Annotated in this window: 16 protein-coding genes; 5 read left to right on the plus strand and 11 right to left on the minus strand. The window is 63.6% G+C overall.

The features are described 5' to 3' along the window. Positions 1-90: 90 nt before the first annotated feature. Complete coding sequence (locus NTD88_RS00070) at positions 91-1,377, plus strand: NAD(P)/FAD-dependent oxidoreductase (protein WP_262153617.1); 1,287 nt, start codon at positions 91-93, stop codon at positions 1,375-1,377. Here NTD88_RS00070 and NTD88_RS00075 read toward each other — a convergent pair. Continuing rightward, positions 1,374-2,804 carry a mechanosensitive ion channel family protein gene (locus NTD88_RS00075; RefSeq protein ID WP_262153618.1) on the minus strand — a complete coding sequence of 477 codons (1,431 nt, stop codon included), beginning with the start codon at positions 2,802-2,804 and terminating at the stop codon, positions 1,374-1,376. The genes NTD88_RS00070 and NTD88_RS00075 overlap by 4 nt on opposite strands. A 383-nt stretch (positions 2,805-3,187) precedes the next feature. Here NTD88_RS00075 and NTD88_RS00080 point away from each other — a divergent pair, with 383 nt between their 5' ends. After that, entirely contained in the window at positions 3,188-3,505 is a 318-nt protein-coding gene (locus NTD88_RS00080; RefSeq protein WP_095159872.1) for a DUF6124 family protein, read from the plus strand. Here the strand turns inward: NTD88_RS00080 and NTD88_RS00085 are convergent. The 7 genes from NTD88_RS00085 to NTD88_RS00115 all read right to left on the minus strand — a co-directional run bounded on the left by NTD88_RS00085 (position 3,474) and on the right by NTD88_RS00115 (position 10,492). Further along, entirely contained in the window at positions 3,474-3,782 is a 309-nt protein-coding gene (locus tag NTD88_RS00085; protein ID WP_262153620.1) for a Txe/YoeB family addiction module toxin, read from the minus strand. The genes NTD88_RS00080 and NTD88_RS00085 overlap by 32 nt on opposite strands. Further along, positions 3,763-4,032 carry a type II toxin-antitoxin system Phd/YefM family antitoxin gene (locus tag NTD88_RS00090; RefSeq protein WP_095159874.1) on the minus strand — a complete coding sequence of 90 codons (270 nt, stop codon included), beginning with the start codon at positions 4,030-4,032 and terminating at the stop codon, positions 3,763-3,765. Before NTD88_RS00090 ends, NTD88_RS00085 begins: the two co-directional genes overlap by 20 nt. A 108-nt stretch (positions 4,033-4,140) precedes the next feature. Beyond that, a complete protein-coding gene (locus NTD88_RS00095; RefSeq protein WP_262153621.1) occupies positions 4,141-5,637 on the minus strand; it encodes a YifB family Mg chelatase-like AAA ATPase in 1,497 nt (498 codons plus the stop codon). Between the two features lie 159 nt (positions 5,638-5,796). Continuing rightward, positions 5,797-6,627 carry a hypothetical protein gene (locus NTD88_RS00100; protein WP_262153622.1) on the minus strand — a complete coding sequence of 277 codons (831 nt, stop codon included), beginning with the start codon at positions 6,625-6,627 and terminating at the stop codon, positions 5,797-5,799. After that, a complete protein-coding gene (locus NTD88_RS00105) occupies positions 6,628-8,313 on the minus strand; it encodes a PXPV repeat protein (RefSeq protein WP_095156485.1) in 1,686 nt (561 codons plus the stop codon). A gap of 15 nt (positions 8,314-8,328) precedes the next feature. Then, positions 8,329-10,002 (minus strand): OmpA family protein, encoded by a 1,674-nt coding sequence (locus NTD88_RS00110; protein WP_262153623.1) that lies wholly within the window; start codon positions 10,000-10,002, stop codon positions 8,329-8,331. Between the two features lie 226 nt (positions 10,003-10,228). Further along, positions 10,229-10,492: an accessory factor UbiK family protein gene (locus NTD88_RS00115; protein WP_095156484.1), complete on the minus strand. Its 264-nt coding sequence runs from the start codon at positions 10,490-10,492 to the stop codon at positions 10,229-10,231. 409 nt (positions 10,493-10,901) lie between these two features. On the opposite strand from NTD88_RS00115, the gene glnK reads away from it, so the two are divergent. From glnK to sutA, 3 genes are all read left to right on the plus strand, one after another. Then, on the plus strand, positions 10,902-11,240 hold the full coding sequence (gene glnK, locus NTD88_RS00120; protein ID WP_002555808.1) for a P-II family nitrogen regulator: 339 nt from the start codon (positions 10,902-10,904) through the stop codon (positions 11,238-11,240). Between the two features lie 40 nt (positions 11,241-11,280). Further along, the gene (locus NTD88_RS00125; protein WP_262153624.1) at positions 11,281-12,618 is read left to right on the plus strand and encodes an ammonium transporter; all 1,338 of its coding nucleotides are present in this window, start codon (positions 11,281-11,283) and stop codon (positions 12,616-12,618) included. Positions 12,619-13,095: 477 nt separating this feature from the next. Then, complete coding sequence (gene sutA / locus NTD88_RS00130) at positions 13,096-13,419, plus strand: transcriptional regulator SutA (RefSeq protein ID WP_095156482.1); 324 nt, start codon at positions 13,096-13,098, stop codon at positions 13,417-13,419. A 54-nt stretch (positions 13,420-13,473) separates the two neighbouring features. On the opposite strand, the gene NTD88_RS00135 is transcribed toward sutA, so the two are convergent. Genes NTD88_RS00135 through NTD88_RS00145 form a run of 3 tightly spaced genes read right to left on the minus strand, consistent with a single transcriptional unit; the run spans position 13,474 to position 15,799 of the window. Continuing rightward, positions 13,474-14,169: an HAD family hydrolase gene (locus tag NTD88_RS00135; protein ID WP_095156481.1), complete on the minus strand. Its 696-nt coding sequence runs from the start codon at positions 14,167-14,169 to the stop codon at positions 13,474-13,476. Next, positions 14,166-15,065 carry a tyrosine recombinase XerC gene (gene xerC / locus NTD88_RS00140; RefSeq protein ID WP_095156480.1) on the minus strand — a complete coding sequence of 300 codons (900 nt, stop codon included), beginning with the start codon at positions 15,063-15,065 and terminating at the stop codon, positions 14,166-14,168. Before xerC ends, NTD88_RS00135 begins: the two co-directional genes overlap by 4 nt. Beyond that, positions 15,065-15,799, minus strand: coding sequence for a DUF484 family protein (locus NTD88_RS00145; protein WP_262153625.1), 735 nt, complete (start codon positions 15,797-15,799; stop codon positions 15,065-15,067). Before NTD88_RS00145 ends, xerC begins: the two co-directional genes overlap by 1 nt. Position 15,800 lies beyond the last annotated feature (1 nt).

Consider the following 15,800-nt stretch of genomic DNA (forward strand, 5'->3'; position numbering starts at 1 on the left):
GCGAGCAAGCTCGCTCCTACAACAACTGTAGGCGCGAGCTCACGCGCGAGAAGGCCCTAAAAATGACATGACCACCGCCGGAGCCAGGCCATGCCCGAACTGCGTCAACAATGCTTGTGGGAATACGTCACCTCGCCCGCGGCGCCCGCTGCGGCATTGGCGGCCGAGGCCAAGGCCGATGTCTGTGTGATCGGTGGCGGCATCACCGGTCTCTCGGCGGCGCTGCACTTGCTCGAACAGGGCAAGTCGGTGGTGGTGCTGGAAGCCAGCGTCATCGGCCACGGCGGTTCCGGGCGCAATGTCGGGCTGGTCAACGCCGGCACCTGGATTCGCCCCGACGACGTCGAGACCACCCTCGGCCAGCAACAGGGCAGTCGTCTGAACAAACTGTTGGGCGAGGCCCCGGCGCAAGTCTTCGCCTTGATCGAGCGCCTCGGCATCGACTGCCAGGCGCGCAATGAAGGCACCTTGCACATGGCCCACAACGCCACCGGCGTGGCCGACCTGCAAGCCCGTCACGAACAATGGACCCGCCGCGGCGCCGACGTCGAACTGCTCACCGGCGCCCGCTGCGAGGACTACTGCGGCACCGACAAGATTTCCGCCGCGCTGCTCGACCGCCGCGCCGGCACCATCAACCCCATGGCCTACACCCGTGGCCTGGCCGAAGCGGTCACCCGCCTCGGTGGCAAGATTTATCCACAGTCCCCGGTGCAAGGGCTGGTGCGCAACGGCAGCGGCTGGCAGGTGAAAACCGCCAAAGGCGCCGTCAGCGCCGAGAAAGTGGTGATCTCCACCGGCGCCTACACCGAAGGCGACTGGACTGACCTGCAGCGCCACTTTTTCCGTGGCTATTACTACCAGGTCGCCTCGGCGCCGCTGCACGGCGCGGCCGCCGACAATGTGCTCAAACACGGCCAAGGCTCCTGGGACACCCGCACCGTGCTAAGCAGCATCCGCCGCGACGACCAGGGCCGCCTGCTGCTGGGCAGCCTCGGCCGGGTCGACAACAAACCGGCGTGGTTCGTGCGCAGTTGGGCCGACCGCATCCAGAGCCACTACTTCCCGCAACTGGGCAAGGTCGAGTGGGAAATGCACTGGACCGGCTGCATCGACTTCACCCCCGACCACCTGATGCGCCTGTTCGAGCCAGCGCCGGGCATCGTCGCCGTGACCGGCTACAACGGTCGCGGCAACACCACCGGCACGGTGATCGGCAAAGCCTTCGCGCAGTTCCTGCTGCAGGATGACCCGGACGCGCTGCCGATCCCGTTCTCACCGATGAAACCGGTGGCAGTGCCGGCGCTGCGGACCGGTTTCTATGAAACCGGGTTCTCGCTGTATCACGCCGGGCAGTGCCTTCGCGTGGTGCTTTAGGCCTTCTTGAGCCAGTTGAGGAAACCGCCTTTTTTGATTTCGGCGGGTTTCTGCAAAACCAACGACTGGCTGTTCTGCTCGCGCACGTGCTGCAGCTTGCTCAGTGCAGCCTTCACCTCGTCGCGTTTTTCCAGGCAGTCGCGGACCTCGGCCTTGTCGATGCGATAGAGCAGGCAACTGGTCAGCGTGCGGAATTCGGCGTTGGAGGCGTCGCCGTCCAACAGCCCTTCGACGCCCAGCACTTCGCCCGGGCCCATGCGCCCGGCTTCCAGCAACCGCTCACCGTCGTGGACCGCCGCCGACACCACGCCGGTGCCAATCACCAATACATGCTCGGAAGCCTGATCGAGGCCGAGGATCACTTGATCGGCCGGGTATTCGATGGCGATCATGCGCTGGCTCAGGCTGTCTTTTTCCTCGCTGCTCAGGGCACGGAAGATCCGCACATCCTCCAGCAGACTGCGCTGGCGGCTCCACGGGCGGACCTGGCTGTCGCCATTCCAGATGACGCCGGCCGCTTCGAGGTGACGGTGGGCGAGGTCGAACATCTGGTTGCGCACCGGGTTCTTCTGGTCCATTGAACTGACGAAGCCGCTGGCCTCGTACTCCACCGATTCCAGGGTCGAAGCCTTGATCGTCGCCTTCGGCTTGGGCGTGGTCAGCAGCGCGCTGCTGCCTTGCAGGGTCTTTTCCAGCGCATCCAGCACCTTGCGCGGCCGCACGCTTGCCGGCACCACCACCGTGATGGACACGCCGTGAACATCGTTGGGCCGGCTGAAATTGAGCAGCTTGGCCTTGGCCGCCACCGAGTTGGGGATCACCGCCATGCTGCCGTTGCCGGTGAGCAGGCGGGTGGCGCGCCAGTCGATATCGATCACCCGGCCTTCGGTGCCGTCGATGCTGATCCAGTCATCGATCTGATAGGGCCGGGTGGTGTTCAGCACGATGCCGGAGAACACATCGCTCAGCGTGCTTTGCAGCGCCAGGCCGATGACGATCGCCATCACCCCGGATGTCGCCAGCAGGCCCTTGACCGGTAACTGCATCACATAGGCCGCGGCGGCGACGATCGCCACCAGGAAAATCACCGCGCCCACCACATCCTGCAACAGCCGTCCGGTGTGCCCGCTGCGGGCAATCAGCAACAGGCCGATCACCACCGTCAACGTCCGCGCGGCGAACAGCCACCAGACAATTTCCAGCACCGTCGCCAGCAGATTGCGCGCGACATCCTCGGGCCAGGGTGGCGGTTGCAACGGGCTGATCCCGGCGCTCAGCAGCACCCCGGTAAACAGCAGGAACGCCACCACCCGCGCGGCGATGCGCCAGTTGCGCTTCTCGATGGGAATCGCCCGCCACAGCAGCAGATCGAGCCCGAGCAGGAAAATGCCGAGCAGAAGAGGGTAGTCCTGGAGGAGTGCGGGCATGGAGTTCTCTGGCGTGGTGGGGCGCTGACGGTTTCAACTGTTATTCGAAACAATAGATTTCACAATGCCTCGTAGCCGTTTTCTGTAGGGCTCTTCTGAATCATACTCCGCGGCCTGTTGCTCTGTTGCGCCCGCCTGGGTGGCTGCTTAGGCTCCGAGCGTCGCTGATTTTCAGTGATCGGGTGTCGCAGCCCAGAGCATAGCCAGAACCTCATTTCAGATCGCGGGTCGCCTTTGGTCCGTGTGTCCCTGTTATGGCGGTTGTGCGCGGGGCACCTCCGGGTGCGCCGGTTCCTATGCCCGGTCTGCGAACCCGCGTACAGCTGCCACCCCATCCGTTTCGCAGCGCCATGGCGGCAGCTCCATTGCATAGGAGTTGCAAGATGAAAAAGCCCGTCCCCGATCCCCCGACCCTCGAACTCACCCGCGTGTTGACCTGCCCGGTCCCGTTCGGCCCGACCGATTTCCATGGCAATCCGATGTTCATCGCCCGCGAAGGCATCTGTGCCGAAGACGCGCTGGTCCATGTCAGCCAGATACTCAACAGTGTCCAGGCCTTCGCCCACGACAGCGCCGAATACCTGTGCTTGAACGACCAGGCGATGGCACTGGGGATCGCCCAGCAGGCGGAGATGGCGAAAGCGCTGGTGGATGCGGTGCTGGCGGGCGTCACTCGTAGTGGTAGCGGCAGGCCAGGATAGTCAGCGTTCCCGCTTCATAGAGATAGATCAGGCGATGCTCTATGGTGATTCGGCGGGAGTGATAGCCGCTCAGGTCGCCCTTGAGTGCTTCAGGCTTGCCCGAGCCGGAAAAAGGCGTTCGCAAGCACTCCAGAATCAGTCGATCTATCACTGCGGATATTGCCTCGTCACTGGCCTTCCAATGCTGGTAGTCCTTCCAGCCATTGGGGGTGAAAGAGACTGAAACGTTGTGGCGGGCTTCTTGTTTATTGCGCTGTTTAGTCTTCTGTTGGGACATTCAATGACATCTCCTGCGTGAAGACCTTTCCAGCTTTATGTTGCGCAATGGACTCGCGCAGCCAGGCCGCATTCTTCTCGTTACCAAGCAGGTAGACGGTTTCCGCCATCGAGTTGTAATCCTCAAGGGACATGACCACTACAGGTTCACCGCGTTGGCGGGTAATCACCGCCGGCTCGTGATCCCGGCAAACGTCATCCATGGTCTGTTTCAAATTGGCACGTGCCTCGCTGAAAGTAAGAATCTGCATGATGTGGTTTCCGTATGAGCGCAGGCGGGGATGAACTGAGAGCGAATCATGGTACAGAGCATTGTACGCAGCAAGGTCGATTCGTCTGAAGTTACCCATGCTCAGTTCTTACTGCTGCCCCGCCGGCCGATACTGCAACGCCTCCGCCAGATGCTCCCGGCGAATATCCCTGGCTTCTTCCAGATCCGCCAACGTCCTCGCCACCTTGAGCAAGCGATGCGCGGCGCGCAGTGAAAGGGTCAGCCGCTCGCACGCATTCTCCAGCCAGCGCTCGTCCTCTGTGGATAACCCGCAGTGCCGGCGCAGGCCGGGCAGATCGAGGAAGGCGTTGGCACAGCCCTGTCGTCGCTGCTGGCGTTCGCGGGTGATGGCGACCTGATGGGCGAGGGTGGCACTGTCGGGGCCGTTGTCGGTGGTGGGTGAGAGGGCGGTGGCTTCGCGGGCGACGGTGAGGTGCAGGTCGATGCGGTCGAGCAGCGGGCCGGAAAGTTTGTTGCGATAGCGCTGGACCATTTCAGTGCTGCAGCGGCAGCGGCCAGTGGGGTCGCCGAGATATCCACAGGGGCAAGGGTTCATCGCCGCGACCAGTTGAAAGCGTGCCGGAAAGCGTACCCGGTCCCGCGCCCGCGCCACCACGATCTCGCCTGATTCCAGAGGCTCGCGAAGCACCTCCAGCACGCGGCGCTCGAACTCGGGGAGTTCATCGAGAAACAGGACGCCGTGATGGGCGAGGGTGATTTCGCCCGGGGTCGGGCGCGAACCACCCCCGACCAACGCCGGCCCGGAAGCCGAGTGGTGCGGGTGGCGAAAGGGGCGTTGCGGCCAGCAGTCCAGCGGCTTTGAGCTGGCCACTGACTGAATCGCCGCGACTTCCAATGCCTCGCGTTCATCCAGTGGCGGCAACAGGCCGGGCAGGCGACTGGCGAGCAGCGTCTTGCCGGTGCCGGGCGGGCCTGTGAAAAGCAGATTGTGAGCCCCCGCCGCCGCGACCAGTAGCGCGCGCTTGGCGGCGAGTTGGCCTTGCACTTCGCTCAGGTCCGGGTAGGGCCGGGACTGCATCAGCAAGCCGTTGGCCTTGTAGGGTTCCATCGGTTGCTGCCCGCTGAAATGTCCGACCAGTTCCAGCAGGTGCTCCGCTGCATACACCACCAAGCCCGAGGCCATGCACGCTTCTTCGGCATTTTCCTTCGGCACCACCAGCGCGCGGCCGGCTTCGCGTGCGGCAAGAGCGGCTGGCAGCACGCCCTGCACCGGGCGCACCGCGCCGGACAACGCCAACTCACCCAGGCACTCCACCTTGTCCAGCGCCGCCAGTGGAAATTGCCCATTGGCGGCGAGTAGCCCCAGGGCAATCGCCAGATCGAAGCGGCCGCCATCCTTGGGCAAATCTGCCGGCGCCAGGTTGAGGGTGATCCGCCGCGCCGGAAATTCCAGCTTCGAATTGAGGATCGCGCTGCGCACCCGGTCCTTGCTTTCCTTGACCGTGGCTTCAGGCAGGCCGACCAGCGTCAGGGTCGGCAAACCGTTGGCGAGGTGGGCTTCGATGATGACAGGCGGGGCCAGCACGCCCACCTGGGCGCGGCTGTGGACAAGGGCGAGGGACATGAACGCTCCATGATCATTGCGGGGCCGCGTCGTGCGGCTTTGCAAGGATAGTGGCGGGTTCACGGGGTGCAGGCGGGAGAGTGAATCCGGGTGTTGCCGAGGGCGATCAGGTCGTTCCCGAAAAAAACACCCGCCGCCTGTAGGCGGCGGGTGAGGGGGTTACTTCAGGTCGACGTTCAGGCTGGGGGCGCCGAACGCTACGAGGCTGGCGTTGGAGCCGCTGAAGTAGCCTTTCCAGAAGCCTTCCAGCAGTTCCATGGTCTTGCCGGAACGGTAGGCCTGTTTCACGTCCTTGGTCACCAGCCCGGCACCGGCTACATAGACGCGGGCGCCTTGCAGGTCGGCGTAGAGCTGTTTCTCTTCGACGCGCTTGAGTTCGGCCTGGGCTTGCAGGTCGCGGATCCGGTTGTTCACGTAGAAGCTGCCGAAGTCGCTGTTTTCCAGCATGTCGGAAATCAGCAGGATGACCCGCTCTTGCGCTGGCTGGGTGGCCAGGTCGTTGCCGATGTCACGCAGCGAATGGAAGATCTCGCTGCGCGGAATGTCTTCGGACGCTTCGCGCAGGGTGCTGACGAAGGCGCCGCCGAACTTCTTCTGGAAGAAGTCCCGCTGCTGCGCGACGCATTTGTCGAACGTGCGCAGCGACGACATGCCAACGCTGTCGCGGACCTTGCCTTCCAGCGGGGTGTTCAGCTCGCCGGCGAAACGCAGTTGCATGAACTGGTTGGGCAGGAACGCCGAGAAGCTGTACAGACGCACCCGGTCGCCGGGGGCGACGAAGCGGTTGATCTGGGCCCAGGTGGCTTTCTGGATGCTTTCGGGCATCGGAATGGTCTGGTCGACGATCACCGTCAGTTCACGGCCCGACGCCGGCTGGCGGAAGTCGCTGACCTTGGCGTAGCTGTAGCAGTCGGGAATTTCATTGCGCTCGGCCGCCTGCGCGAACGCAGGCAGGCACAGCAGCAGGGCGAAAAAGGGCTTGAGCTTCATTCAGATCCCTTCGAATTCTTTGAGCAGGATTTGATCGGCGCGGATCTTCAGTACCGCTTCCGCGTCCAGGCCCTTCTTCTCGCTGACTTTGCGCAGGTCGTCTTCGCTGAAGCGGGTCAGGTCCATGGCGCGCATCGCGTCCAGGCCACCGGCTTGCGCGGCGGGTGCTGCCTGCTCGACCGCTGCTGGCTGCACGGCGGCGACCGGCGCTGGCGCTGCAACAGGCTGTGGAGCAACGACCGGAGCGGGTGCTGCGACCGGCTGCGGTGCAACCACAGGCTCGGCAACCACCGCTGGCTGCGGCGCCACGGCAACCGGTGCCGGCTGAGCTACAGGTTGGGCAACAGGCACGGCCACGGCGGGTTGGCCGGCGGCGGCTGCGGCGAGCGTGGCGTCACGGATAAGCGCTTCTTCATGCATGCGCGAGGCGTAGACGTTGAAGTCGCGACCGTGGGCGCCGCTGATGGCTTCCTGCACTTTGCGGTCGGTGGTCGGGCGCTGCGACAACTTCAACTGCAGCATGCGCAGCTTGTGGTCGGCGTGGGCGGCGATGCGGGTGCGTTGATTGTCCATCCAACGCTCCAGTTCGGCGGCGTTGTTGAACTTGTGGGTGTACTCCCAGGCCTTTTTCGACTCGGCCCCGGCGAAGCCGAAGATCGACGCCAGCCAGACGCTGACCGCCTGGATCGAGATGTAGATCACCGAGAGCACCACGAAGGTGATCAACGAAGCGCTACGGATGGCGTCCATCCGGTCGTCCAGGGTCTTGTCGCTGGCTTCCTGGTTGACCGAAGCCGATTCGGACGGCAGCTCGAACGGGCTGGCGCTGCCTTCGTAGCTCTGCTCGGCGAACACATTCGGGTTGCCGACCATTTCGGTCTCGATGCTCTTGAGCTGGTAGGCGCGGATGCCGAACGCGGCGCAGGCCATGATCAGCACGACCACGGCGCAGCCGATGATCATGCCGTTGCGCGGGGTGACGGTCTGGTTGGTGGTCAGACGGGCCAGGATACGGTTGTAGTCCTTGGCGCCCTTGTCGTCGTGGGTGTCCTTGATGCGGTGGCCCGGCTGGATCTGCTTGAGCGGGGTGTTGCCTTTGTCCGGGTCGATTTCCCACCAGTGGCGGGCTTTCTTCACCAGCGAGTTGTGGTGGATGGCGCGACCGGCGGCTTCAGCCAGGCCCGCCGAGAGCACCGAGAGCAGGAAGGCGGCGATCCAGGCCAGGTAGGTCTGGTCATTCGAGGAGGCGTTCTGGTTGATGAACGGCACCAGCACGTAGGCGAAACCCACGGCCTCGAACATGATCAGCAGGAAGATCAGCACCAGCACCCAGGTCGGACGCTCGCGACGACCACCTTCGCCGATGGCGTCGAGATAGGCTTCGGACTTGTTGTAGTAGTCGGCGTTCTTCTCGCCGATTTCCTTGTAGTAGTCGTAGTAGTTGTTACACAGCGCTGTCTCGTTCTGGAGCCAGTTCTTGTTGTCGATGATCATGCCGTCACGGGACAGCCGTGCGACGGTGCCGATCAGCGGGAAACCGTGCCACACGCGCATGGCGAAGTAGCTGACCTGTTCCCAGTAGACCTTGATCAGGATGACCGAGAGCAAGGTTGTAACCACCGCCCCGGTGATCAGCTTGTTAGCCCCCGCGAGGGCCATGAGCGCTTTGAAGCTCAAGTCTTCCATTGTTCGTTCCTTGTATCAGGTGCGGGTGGGCACGTAGCGGGCGGAGTAGGTTTCACCGGAGCTTTTCGGGTAGAACAGCACCCCGTCAGTGGCCTGTGAGTTGCCTTTGCTGAACACCACGTCCATGCAGGACAGCGGTGCCTTGGGGTTCTGGATGAAGACGCGGTAGAGCACGCGGTCCTGGCCTTCGTAGGTGTTGGCCACGGCGTTGACCTTGCTCAGCGCCTTGCGGTTGCCCTTGTCGTAGTTTTCCACGACCTGGATGAACGGCTGGCGGTCCACCGCAGCGGATTCGCGCAGGATGGACACCGGCGAAATGGTCACCAGGTGGCCGTTGACCGTTTCAGCCCAGACCCGGTTGTTGTAGCCGGGCAGGTAATCGGTGGTGGCACGGTTTTCCACGGCTTTGCCGCTGGCCAGGTTGAACACCTTGCCGCTTTCGCGCGGCTGGTCGGCTTCGCAACTGCTCATGGGGATCTGCGACGCCTGCGCGCTGGAGATCAGGGCGAAACCACCGCTCTTGGGCGTGATGGCCTGGCCCAGGGTCCATTGGTTGGTGCTGGCCGGCTTGCCACCGAAGTCCACCGCTGTGCCTTTGAACGGGCTGGCGGAGCTGGTCGGCGCTTTGGCCGAGGCGACTTCGCTGGACTTGCCTTGCGTGCTGGTCACGACCGGCGACTGCGCCGTGGACTCGCTGCTGGTGTCTTTGCTGGTGTCGGTTTTCGCGACGGTGGTGCTGGTCTTGTCCGTCCCGGTCTTGGCGACCGTGGTGGCGGACTTGTCGCTGCCGGACTTGGCCACGCTGGTGTTCTTGCCCGACGCGGTTTTGCCGCTGCTGGCGGTCGCTTTGCCTTGAGCCGGGGCGGCCGGCGCGGTAGTGGACGTACCGTGGGCCAGGTATTTCGGGTTGTTCTGCTCGGCGTTGATGCGCTTGACCAGGGTCTGCACGTCATTCACTTCGACGATTTCCACGCGGCGGTTTTTCGCCCGCTCGGTGACGTCGGTGTTGTCGGCCACCGGACGCGAAGCGCCCGCGCCCTGGAAGTACATGCGGTCGGCGCTGATGCCCTGCTCGGCCAGAATGCTGGCGACGGCGCGGGCGCGTTGTTCCGAAAGCTTCTGGTTGGTGGCGGCGCTGCCGGTGGCGTCGGTGTGGCCGACCACCAGGATGGCCGTGGTGTCTTTCTCACCCGGCTTGCTGGCGAAGGCGCTGGCGAGCTTGCGCACCTGGCGCTGGCCGTCGGCGGTCAGGGCCGCGCTGCCCAGCGGGAACATGCCCTGGTCTTCGACCTGGGCGACGAAACCGGCGTCTTCCGGTGCGGCACCGGGTTCTGCGGTCTTCAGGGTTTCGGTCTGCAGGCGCAGGTTCTCTTCCTTGGCGACCTTCTCGAGCTTGTCGATGCGGTTCTTGTACACCAGTGCGATGCCGCAACCGGCGGTGGCGCCGATGAGTGCGCCGCCGATGATCGAGCCGTTGCCCTTTTCCTTCTTGTTCTTCTTGACCATGGCGCCGGCCGCAGCACCCGCGACGGCACCGATGGCGCCGCCGGTAATGCAGTTGACGCTTTCACTGTGGCTGGCGGCGAAGTCGTGCACGGTGGCGCAGCCACTGGTGACGAGGGTGATGGAAAGGGCCAGGGCCGTTGCACGGAAAGTCCGTGAGCCGATCGGATTTTGAGAGGGGATCAATGGTGCGCTCCTGGTGCTCACGACAGAACCTCAGGGCGCTCGCGAAGGGGCGTAGTGAAGATGGTCATCCCTGAAGCAGGCAAGGCGAAGCCTTGTTGGCTTCGCGCGAACGCGCATTTCATCACAGCGGGTGATGGCGCTTCAATGGCGTCAAGAAAAAATCATTACTTGATGTGGCCAGCGTTCGGCACTGGCCAACATTCGCGGGGGTGCGAGAGCGTGTCGCTCACTCGCTGGTGATGGGGTTGAGGCGGGCTTCGAGTTCTTCGACCTTGGATTCCAGCGCTTCAAGGCGAGCGCGGGTGCGGGCGAGCACGACCATCTGGCTGTCGAATTCTTCCCGGCTGACCAGGTCGAGTTTGCTGAAGCCGCTTTGCAGCAGGGCCTTGAACTGGCTTTCGAGTTCGTTGCGTGGCTGCGAGGCGTCGCCACTGAACAGGCGCGAGGCCTGGTCGCTCAGGGCATCGAGAAAGGCTTTGGGCGCGAGCATGATCGGCTGTCCTGTCAGGCAAAGAGGGGCGGCAGTGTAGCACGGGGCAATAGCGGCCTTTTGCTGCACGCTTTTTGAGCATGCCCGGGAATGGTCACGCACCTTTATTGTGCGTCCCTCGCCTGCTAGCGACTGGCCAATATCGTGAATCGCTCCCAAGTCGTTGTAATCCGGGCTTTTGTCAGACATGGCAAGGTTTCTGCTAAGACCATCGTGACCCATGCACTGATGCAGTCCCCGTGACGAGGCAGTGCTCAGGCAGCGCGAATACATGTGTTTTGTCAGGAGCGGTACTGGTGTCGGACCGGGCATATAAAGCCGACGAAGCGTTACAAAGCCAGGCACTGCGCTTAGACTTGAGTCGGGTTTGTTTTCCTGGGGCAAGTCCACCAATTCGGGAGAAAGTTTCATGAAGCTAGTCACTGCCATCATCAAGCCGTTCAAATTGGACGATGTGCGCGAGTCGCTGTCCGAGATCGGCGTGCAGGGCATCACCGTCACTGAAGTCAAAGGTTTCGGTCGTCAAAAGGGTCACACCGAGCTGTATCGCGGCGCGGAATACGTGGTCGACTTCCTGCCCAAGGTCAAGATCGATGTAGCCATCGACGACAAGGATCTGGACCGGGTCATTGAAGCCATCACCAAGGCCGCCAACACCGGCAAGATCGGTGACGGCAAGATTTTCGTGGTGAATCTGGAACAGGCTATCCGCATCCGTACCGGCGAAACCGATACCGACGCGATCTAAAACAAGCCGCCCCAAACCCAACGCCCCAGGAGATAACAACATGACTCTGCGTAAGTTCGCAGGGCTAGGAGCCCTTTTGTCCCTCACAATGCCTGGCCTGGCATTTGCCGAGGAAACCGCGGCGGCGGCAGCAGCCCCGGCGCTCAATTCCGGCGACACCGCCTGGATGCTTACCGCAACTGCCCTCGTCCTGTTCATGACCATTCCTGGCCTGGCGCTGTTCTACGGCGGCATGGTGCGTTCGAAGAACGTCCTCTCGGTGATGATGCAGTGTTTCGCCATTACCGGCCTGATCAGCGTGCTCTGGGTCGTCTACGGCTACAGCATGGCGTTCGATACCACCGGTATGGAGCAGGGCGTCACCAACTTCAATTCCTTCGTCGGCGGCCTGTCCAAGGCATTCCTCGCCGGCGTGACGCCGGAAAGCCTGACTGCGGCCTTCCCGGAAGCGGTGTTCGTCGTCTTCCAGATGACCTTCGCCATCATTACCCCGGCCCTGATCGTCGGTGCCTTCGCCGAGCGCATGAAGTTCTCCGCGATGCTGCTGTTCATGGGTATCTGGTTCACCCTGGTCTATGCACCGATCGCGCACATGGTCTGGTCCGGCAACGGCGGCCTGATGTGGGACTGGGGCGTACTGGACTTTGCGGGCGGCACCGTGGTGCACATCAACGCCGGTGTTGCCGGCCTGGTGGCCTGCCTGGTGCTGGGCAAGCGTAAAGGCTTCCCGACCACCCCGATGGCCCCGCACAACCTCGGTTACACCCTGATCGGCGCCGCCATGCTGTGGGTTGGCTGGTTCGGCTTCAACGCCGGCTCCGCCGCCGCCGCCAACGGCACCGCCGGCATGGCGATGCTGGTGACCCAGGTCGCCACCGCCGCCGCCGCGCTGGGCTGGATGTTCGCCGAGTGGATCACCCACGGTAAACCAAGCGCACTGGGCATCGCCTCGGGTGTGGTTGCCGGCCTCGTCGCCATCACCCCGGCTGCCGGCACCGTCGGCCCGATGGGCGCCCTGGTGATCGGCCTGGTCGCTGGCGTGATCTGCTTCTTCTGCGCCACCAGCCTGAAACGCAAACTGGGCTATGACGACTCGCTCGATGCCTTCGGCGTCCACGGTATCGGCGGTATCGTCGGTGCGATCCTCACCGGTGTGTTCGCAGCACCGGCCCTGGGCGGCTTCGGCACCGTTACCGATATCGGCGCTCAAGTCTGGATTCAGGCCAAGGGTGTCGGCTTCACCGTGATCTACACCGCGATCGTCACCTACGTGATCCTCAAGGTGCTGGACCTGGTCATGGGCTTGCGTGTGAACGAAGAAGAAGAGTCGGTCGGTCTCGACCTGGCACAACACAACGAGCGCGGCTACAACCTGTAACTGCCCTCGAAAAAACTTGCCCGGTTCGCCGGGCATTTTTTCGTCTGGATTTTGCCCTTGTTGGCGACGCAAACGGTTTTTCGCCTCAGGTTCATCGCTGCGGGAATGCATTGCGCGACGGCGCCTGGTTTGTCAGCGGAAAACTTACAGGCGTCCGGGAGATTTAGGCACTTTGCTTTTTCAACGGGCACGCTAGAATGCGCGCCGTGGAGTGATGATGGCCTGTTCACACACTTCATGGCCCTTTGCTAGGCTTGTCGATGAGCAGGCCCTGTCGGCGGGGTAAAGTCCGGTGTGGTTGAACCGGCAGCTCTTTATTTGGTCAGGCTCAAAGTAGCCTGCACGGCGCTCGTCAGGCGACACGGCGGGTGCTGTCGATCACGGGTTACCCGAGGTCTGTTTTTTCTCCAGCGGTCGTAAACCTCCACGGCTGCTGGTCTATAACTAATCTGCTTTTCGCAAGTCATGAGGTAGAACATGAGCGACGACGATCTGGAAAACGATGACCTCGAAGTAGGCGACGAAGACGAAGGTGATGAAGGCCTCGAAGCGGCAGCCGACGATGTGGCGGACGACGCGGGCGATGACAGCCCGGCGCCGGCTGCCAAGGGCAAGTCCAAGGCTGCGGCAGCGGTCGACGAAATGCCGAGCATGGAAGCCAAGCAGAAGGAACGCGACGCTATCGCCCGTGCGATGGAAGAGTTCCTGTCTCGCGGTGGCAAAGTGCAGGAAGTCGAAGCCAACGTGGTTGCCGACCCGCCCAAGAAGCCTGACAACAAATACGGTAGCCGTCCCATCTGAGGCCGCTGTAACAAAAAAGCCCGCCATTGCAGCGGGCTTTTTTGCGTTTGGGGTTCAGCGCCAGCGGGCGAGCACTTCCGGCAATTGCGACAGGCGCTGGATTTCCGCGTCCGGGCGGCCGTCGGCTTGCCAGGCTTTGCCCTGGGGGTTGAACCACACCGCGCGCAGGCCGGCCTGTTGCGCCCCGGCGATGTCATCGCCGGGATGATCGCCGATATGCACCGCGGCACCGGCCTCGACGCCGCCCTGGCGCAAGGCTTCAAGGAAGGGCGCCGGGTCCGGCTTGCCGATCCCCAGGTCTTCGGCGCAGAGCGCGAATTTGAAATAGTCGGCCAGGCCCAGGCGGCGCACATCGGCGTTGCCGTTGGTGACCACCCCGAGGGTGTAATGGTGGCGCAGGATTTCCAGCACCGGCTGCACCTCGGGGAAGATATCGATCTGGTGACGGGCGTGGAGGAACACCTCGAACCCTTCGTTGGCCAGCTCGCGGGCGTGCGCTTCGCTGTAGCCGACATCTTCCAGGGCATGGAACAGCACGCGCCGGCGCAAGGCGCTGATGCGGTGCTTGAGGCCGGGCTCGGCCTGCACCAGGCGTTCGCGAATGGCGTACAGGTGCTCGACCGGCACGCCGCCCAGGCTCGGCGCATTGGCCGCCAGCCAGTCGCGCAGGACGGCCTCGGCGCTGACGATCACCGGCGCGGTGTCCCACAGGGTGTCGTCAAGGTCGAAGGTGATCAGCTCGATACTCATGAGTCGCTGCCTTTGCTGCGTTTGGCACGAGGGTGGGCGCTGTCGTAGACGGCCGCCAGGTGCTGGAAATCAAGGTGAGTGTAGATCTGCGTGGTGGCGATATCGGCGTGGCCGAGCATCTCCTGTACCGCGCGCAGGTCCTGGGACGACTCCAGCAAATGGCTGGCGAAGGAATGGCGGAGCATGTGCGGGTGCAGGTTCTGTCCCAACTCGCGCTCGCCAGCGGCACGCACCCGCAACTGAATGGCGCGCGGGCCGAGGCGGCGGCCTTGCTGGCTGACGAAGACGGCGCCGTCCGCCGGGTTGCTCATCGTGCGCAGCGCCAGCCAGTGTTCGAGCGCCTCGCGCGCCTTGCGCCCGACCGGCAGGACGCGGGTCTTGCTGCCTTTGCCGTGCACTTGCACCAGCCCTGCGGGCAGGTCCAGTTGCTCCAGGTTCAGGCTGGTCAGCTCGGAAAGGCGCAGGCCGGAGGAATAGAACAGTTCGAGAATCGCCTGATCGCGGCGGGCGAGAAAATCGTCCTCGACGCCGCCTTCGAGCAGTTGCAGCGCGCGGTCGGTGTCCAGGGTGCGCGGCAGACGCCGCTCGCCCTTGGGCGCCGCCAGGCCGTTGGCCGGGTCGTGGTCGCACAGGCCTTCGCGGTTCAAATAACGGTAGAAGCCGCGTACTGCCGAGAGCAGGCGGGCGAGGCTGCGGGACGACTGGCCTTGGTGATGGCGGCGGGCGATGAACTGGCGCAGTTGCTGGATCTGCAGGGCTTTCCAGTCGCTGATGCCGGCGGTGGCGCACCACGCCAGGACGCTGTCCAGGTCGCGGCGGTAGGCCAGTTGGGTGTGCTCGGACATCTGGCGTTCATTGCGCAAGTGCGCATGGAACGCCTCCAACTGGCGTTCCATTAGCGCACCGGGCGCAGGGTCTGGGTAACTTGGGGGATGACCCGACCGAGCACTTCGGCGATATAGCCGAGGAACAGCGTGCCGACGGTGCTCTTGTAGTGATGCGGGTCGCGGCTGCCGATCGCCAGTACACCGTGCAGGCCCTGGTTTTCCACCGCGGCCACGGCGCTGGAGCCGACGTCCTTGCGCGACTCGCCAAACAGGAAGTCCAGCTCGTGGTCACGCAGGCTGCCGCTGACCGTCTTGCCGCCGCAGAGCAGCCCGCCAATGGCTTGCTGCGCTTCGCTGGTGCTGACCCAGCGGCCCACGGGCGTGGCGTTTTCACCGAACAGAATGAGGCTGACGAAGGGCACCTGGAAGTCCTGGCGCAGACGGTCTTCGACCGCCATGACCACGGCTTCCAGGCTATCGGCATCGAGCAGGTCGAGGATCAGCCGGCGGGTCTTTTCGAACAGTCGGTCGTTGTCGCGGGCGACATCCATCAGGTGGGAAAGGCGGTGGCGCATTTCGATGTTGCGATCGCGCAGCAGCTTGAGCTGGCGCTCCACCAGCGACACGCTGTCGCCGCGCTGGTGGGGGATCTGCATGTCGAGCAGCAAGTCATCGTGCTCGACAAAGAAGGTCGGATTGGCGCGCAGGAAGGCTGCCACGTCCTCGGCCCCGACGGTGGGCGTTGAGCCCTCCGCGAGGTTGTCGCTGGGCTCTTCGGCTGGCGCCTGGGGCTGATCGGTCATG

Source organism: Pseudomonas sp. 20P_3.2_Bac5 (assembly GCF_025466035.1).
Lineage (GTDB): Bacteria > Pseudomonadota > Gammaproteobacteria > Pseudomonadales > Pseudomonadaceae > Aquipseudomonas.

Bases quoted from the DNA above. Each gene is read 5' to 3' on its own strand.
- NTD88_RS00070 (WP_262153617.1), top strand. From the start codon at position 91: ATGCCCGAACTGCGTCAACAATGCTTGTGGGAATACGTCACCTCGCCC.
- NTD88_RS00075 (WP_262153618.1), bottom strand. From the start codon at position 2,804: ATGCCCGCACTCCTCCAGGACTACCCTCTTCTGCTCGGCATTTTCCTG.
- NTD88_RS00080 (WP_095159872.1), top strand. From the start codon at position 3,188: ATGAAAAAGCCCGTCCCCGATCCCCCGACCCTCGAACTCACCCGCGTG.
- NTD88_RS00085 (WP_262153620.1), bottom strand. From the start codon at position 3,782: ATGTCCCAACAGAAGACTAAACAGCGCAATAAACAAGAAGCCCGCCAC.
- NTD88_RS00090 (WP_095159874.1), bottom strand. From the start codon at position 4,032: ATGCAGATTCTTACTTTCAGCGAGGCACGTGCCAATTTGAAACAGACC.
- NTD88_RS00095 (WP_262153621.1), bottom strand. From the start codon at position 5,637: ATGTCCCTCGCCCTTGTCCACAGCCGCGCCCAGGTGGGCGTGCTGGCC.
- NTD88_RS00100 (WP_262153622.1), bottom strand. From the start codon at position 6,627: ATGAAGCTCAAGCCCTTTTTCGCCCTGCTGCTGTGCCTGCCTGCGTTC.
- NTD88_RS00105 (WP_095156485.1), bottom strand. From the start codon at position 8,313: ATGGAAGACTTGAGCTTCAAAGCGCTCATGGCCCTCGCGGGGGCTAAC.
- NTD88_RS00115 (WP_095156484.1), bottom strand. From the start codon at position 10,492: ATGCTCGCGCCCAAAGCCTTTCTCGATGCCCTGAGCGACCAGGCCTCG.
- glnK (WP_002555808.1), top strand. From the start codon at position 10,902: ATGAAGCTAGTCACTGCCATCATCAAGCCGTTCAAATTGGACGATGTG.
- NTD88_RS00125 (WP_262153624.1), top strand. From the start codon at position 11,281: ATGACTCTGCGTAAGTTCGCAGGGCTAGGAGCCCTTTTGTCCCTCACA.
- sutA (WP_095156482.1), top strand. From the start codon at position 13,096: ATGAGCGACGACGATCTGGAAAACGATGACCTCGAAGTAGGCGACGAA.
- NTD88_RS00135 (WP_095156481.1), bottom strand. From the start codon at position 14,169: ATGAGTATCGAGCTGATCACCTTCGACCTTGACGACACCCTGTGGGAC.
- xerC (WP_095156480.1), bottom strand. From the start codon at position 15,065: ATGGAACGCCAGTTGGAGGCGTTCCATGCGCACTTGCGCAATGAACGC.
- NTD88_RS00145 (WP_262153625.1), bottom strand. From the start codon at position 15,799: ATGACCGATCAGCCCCAGGCGCCAGCCGAAGAGCCCAGCGACAACCTC.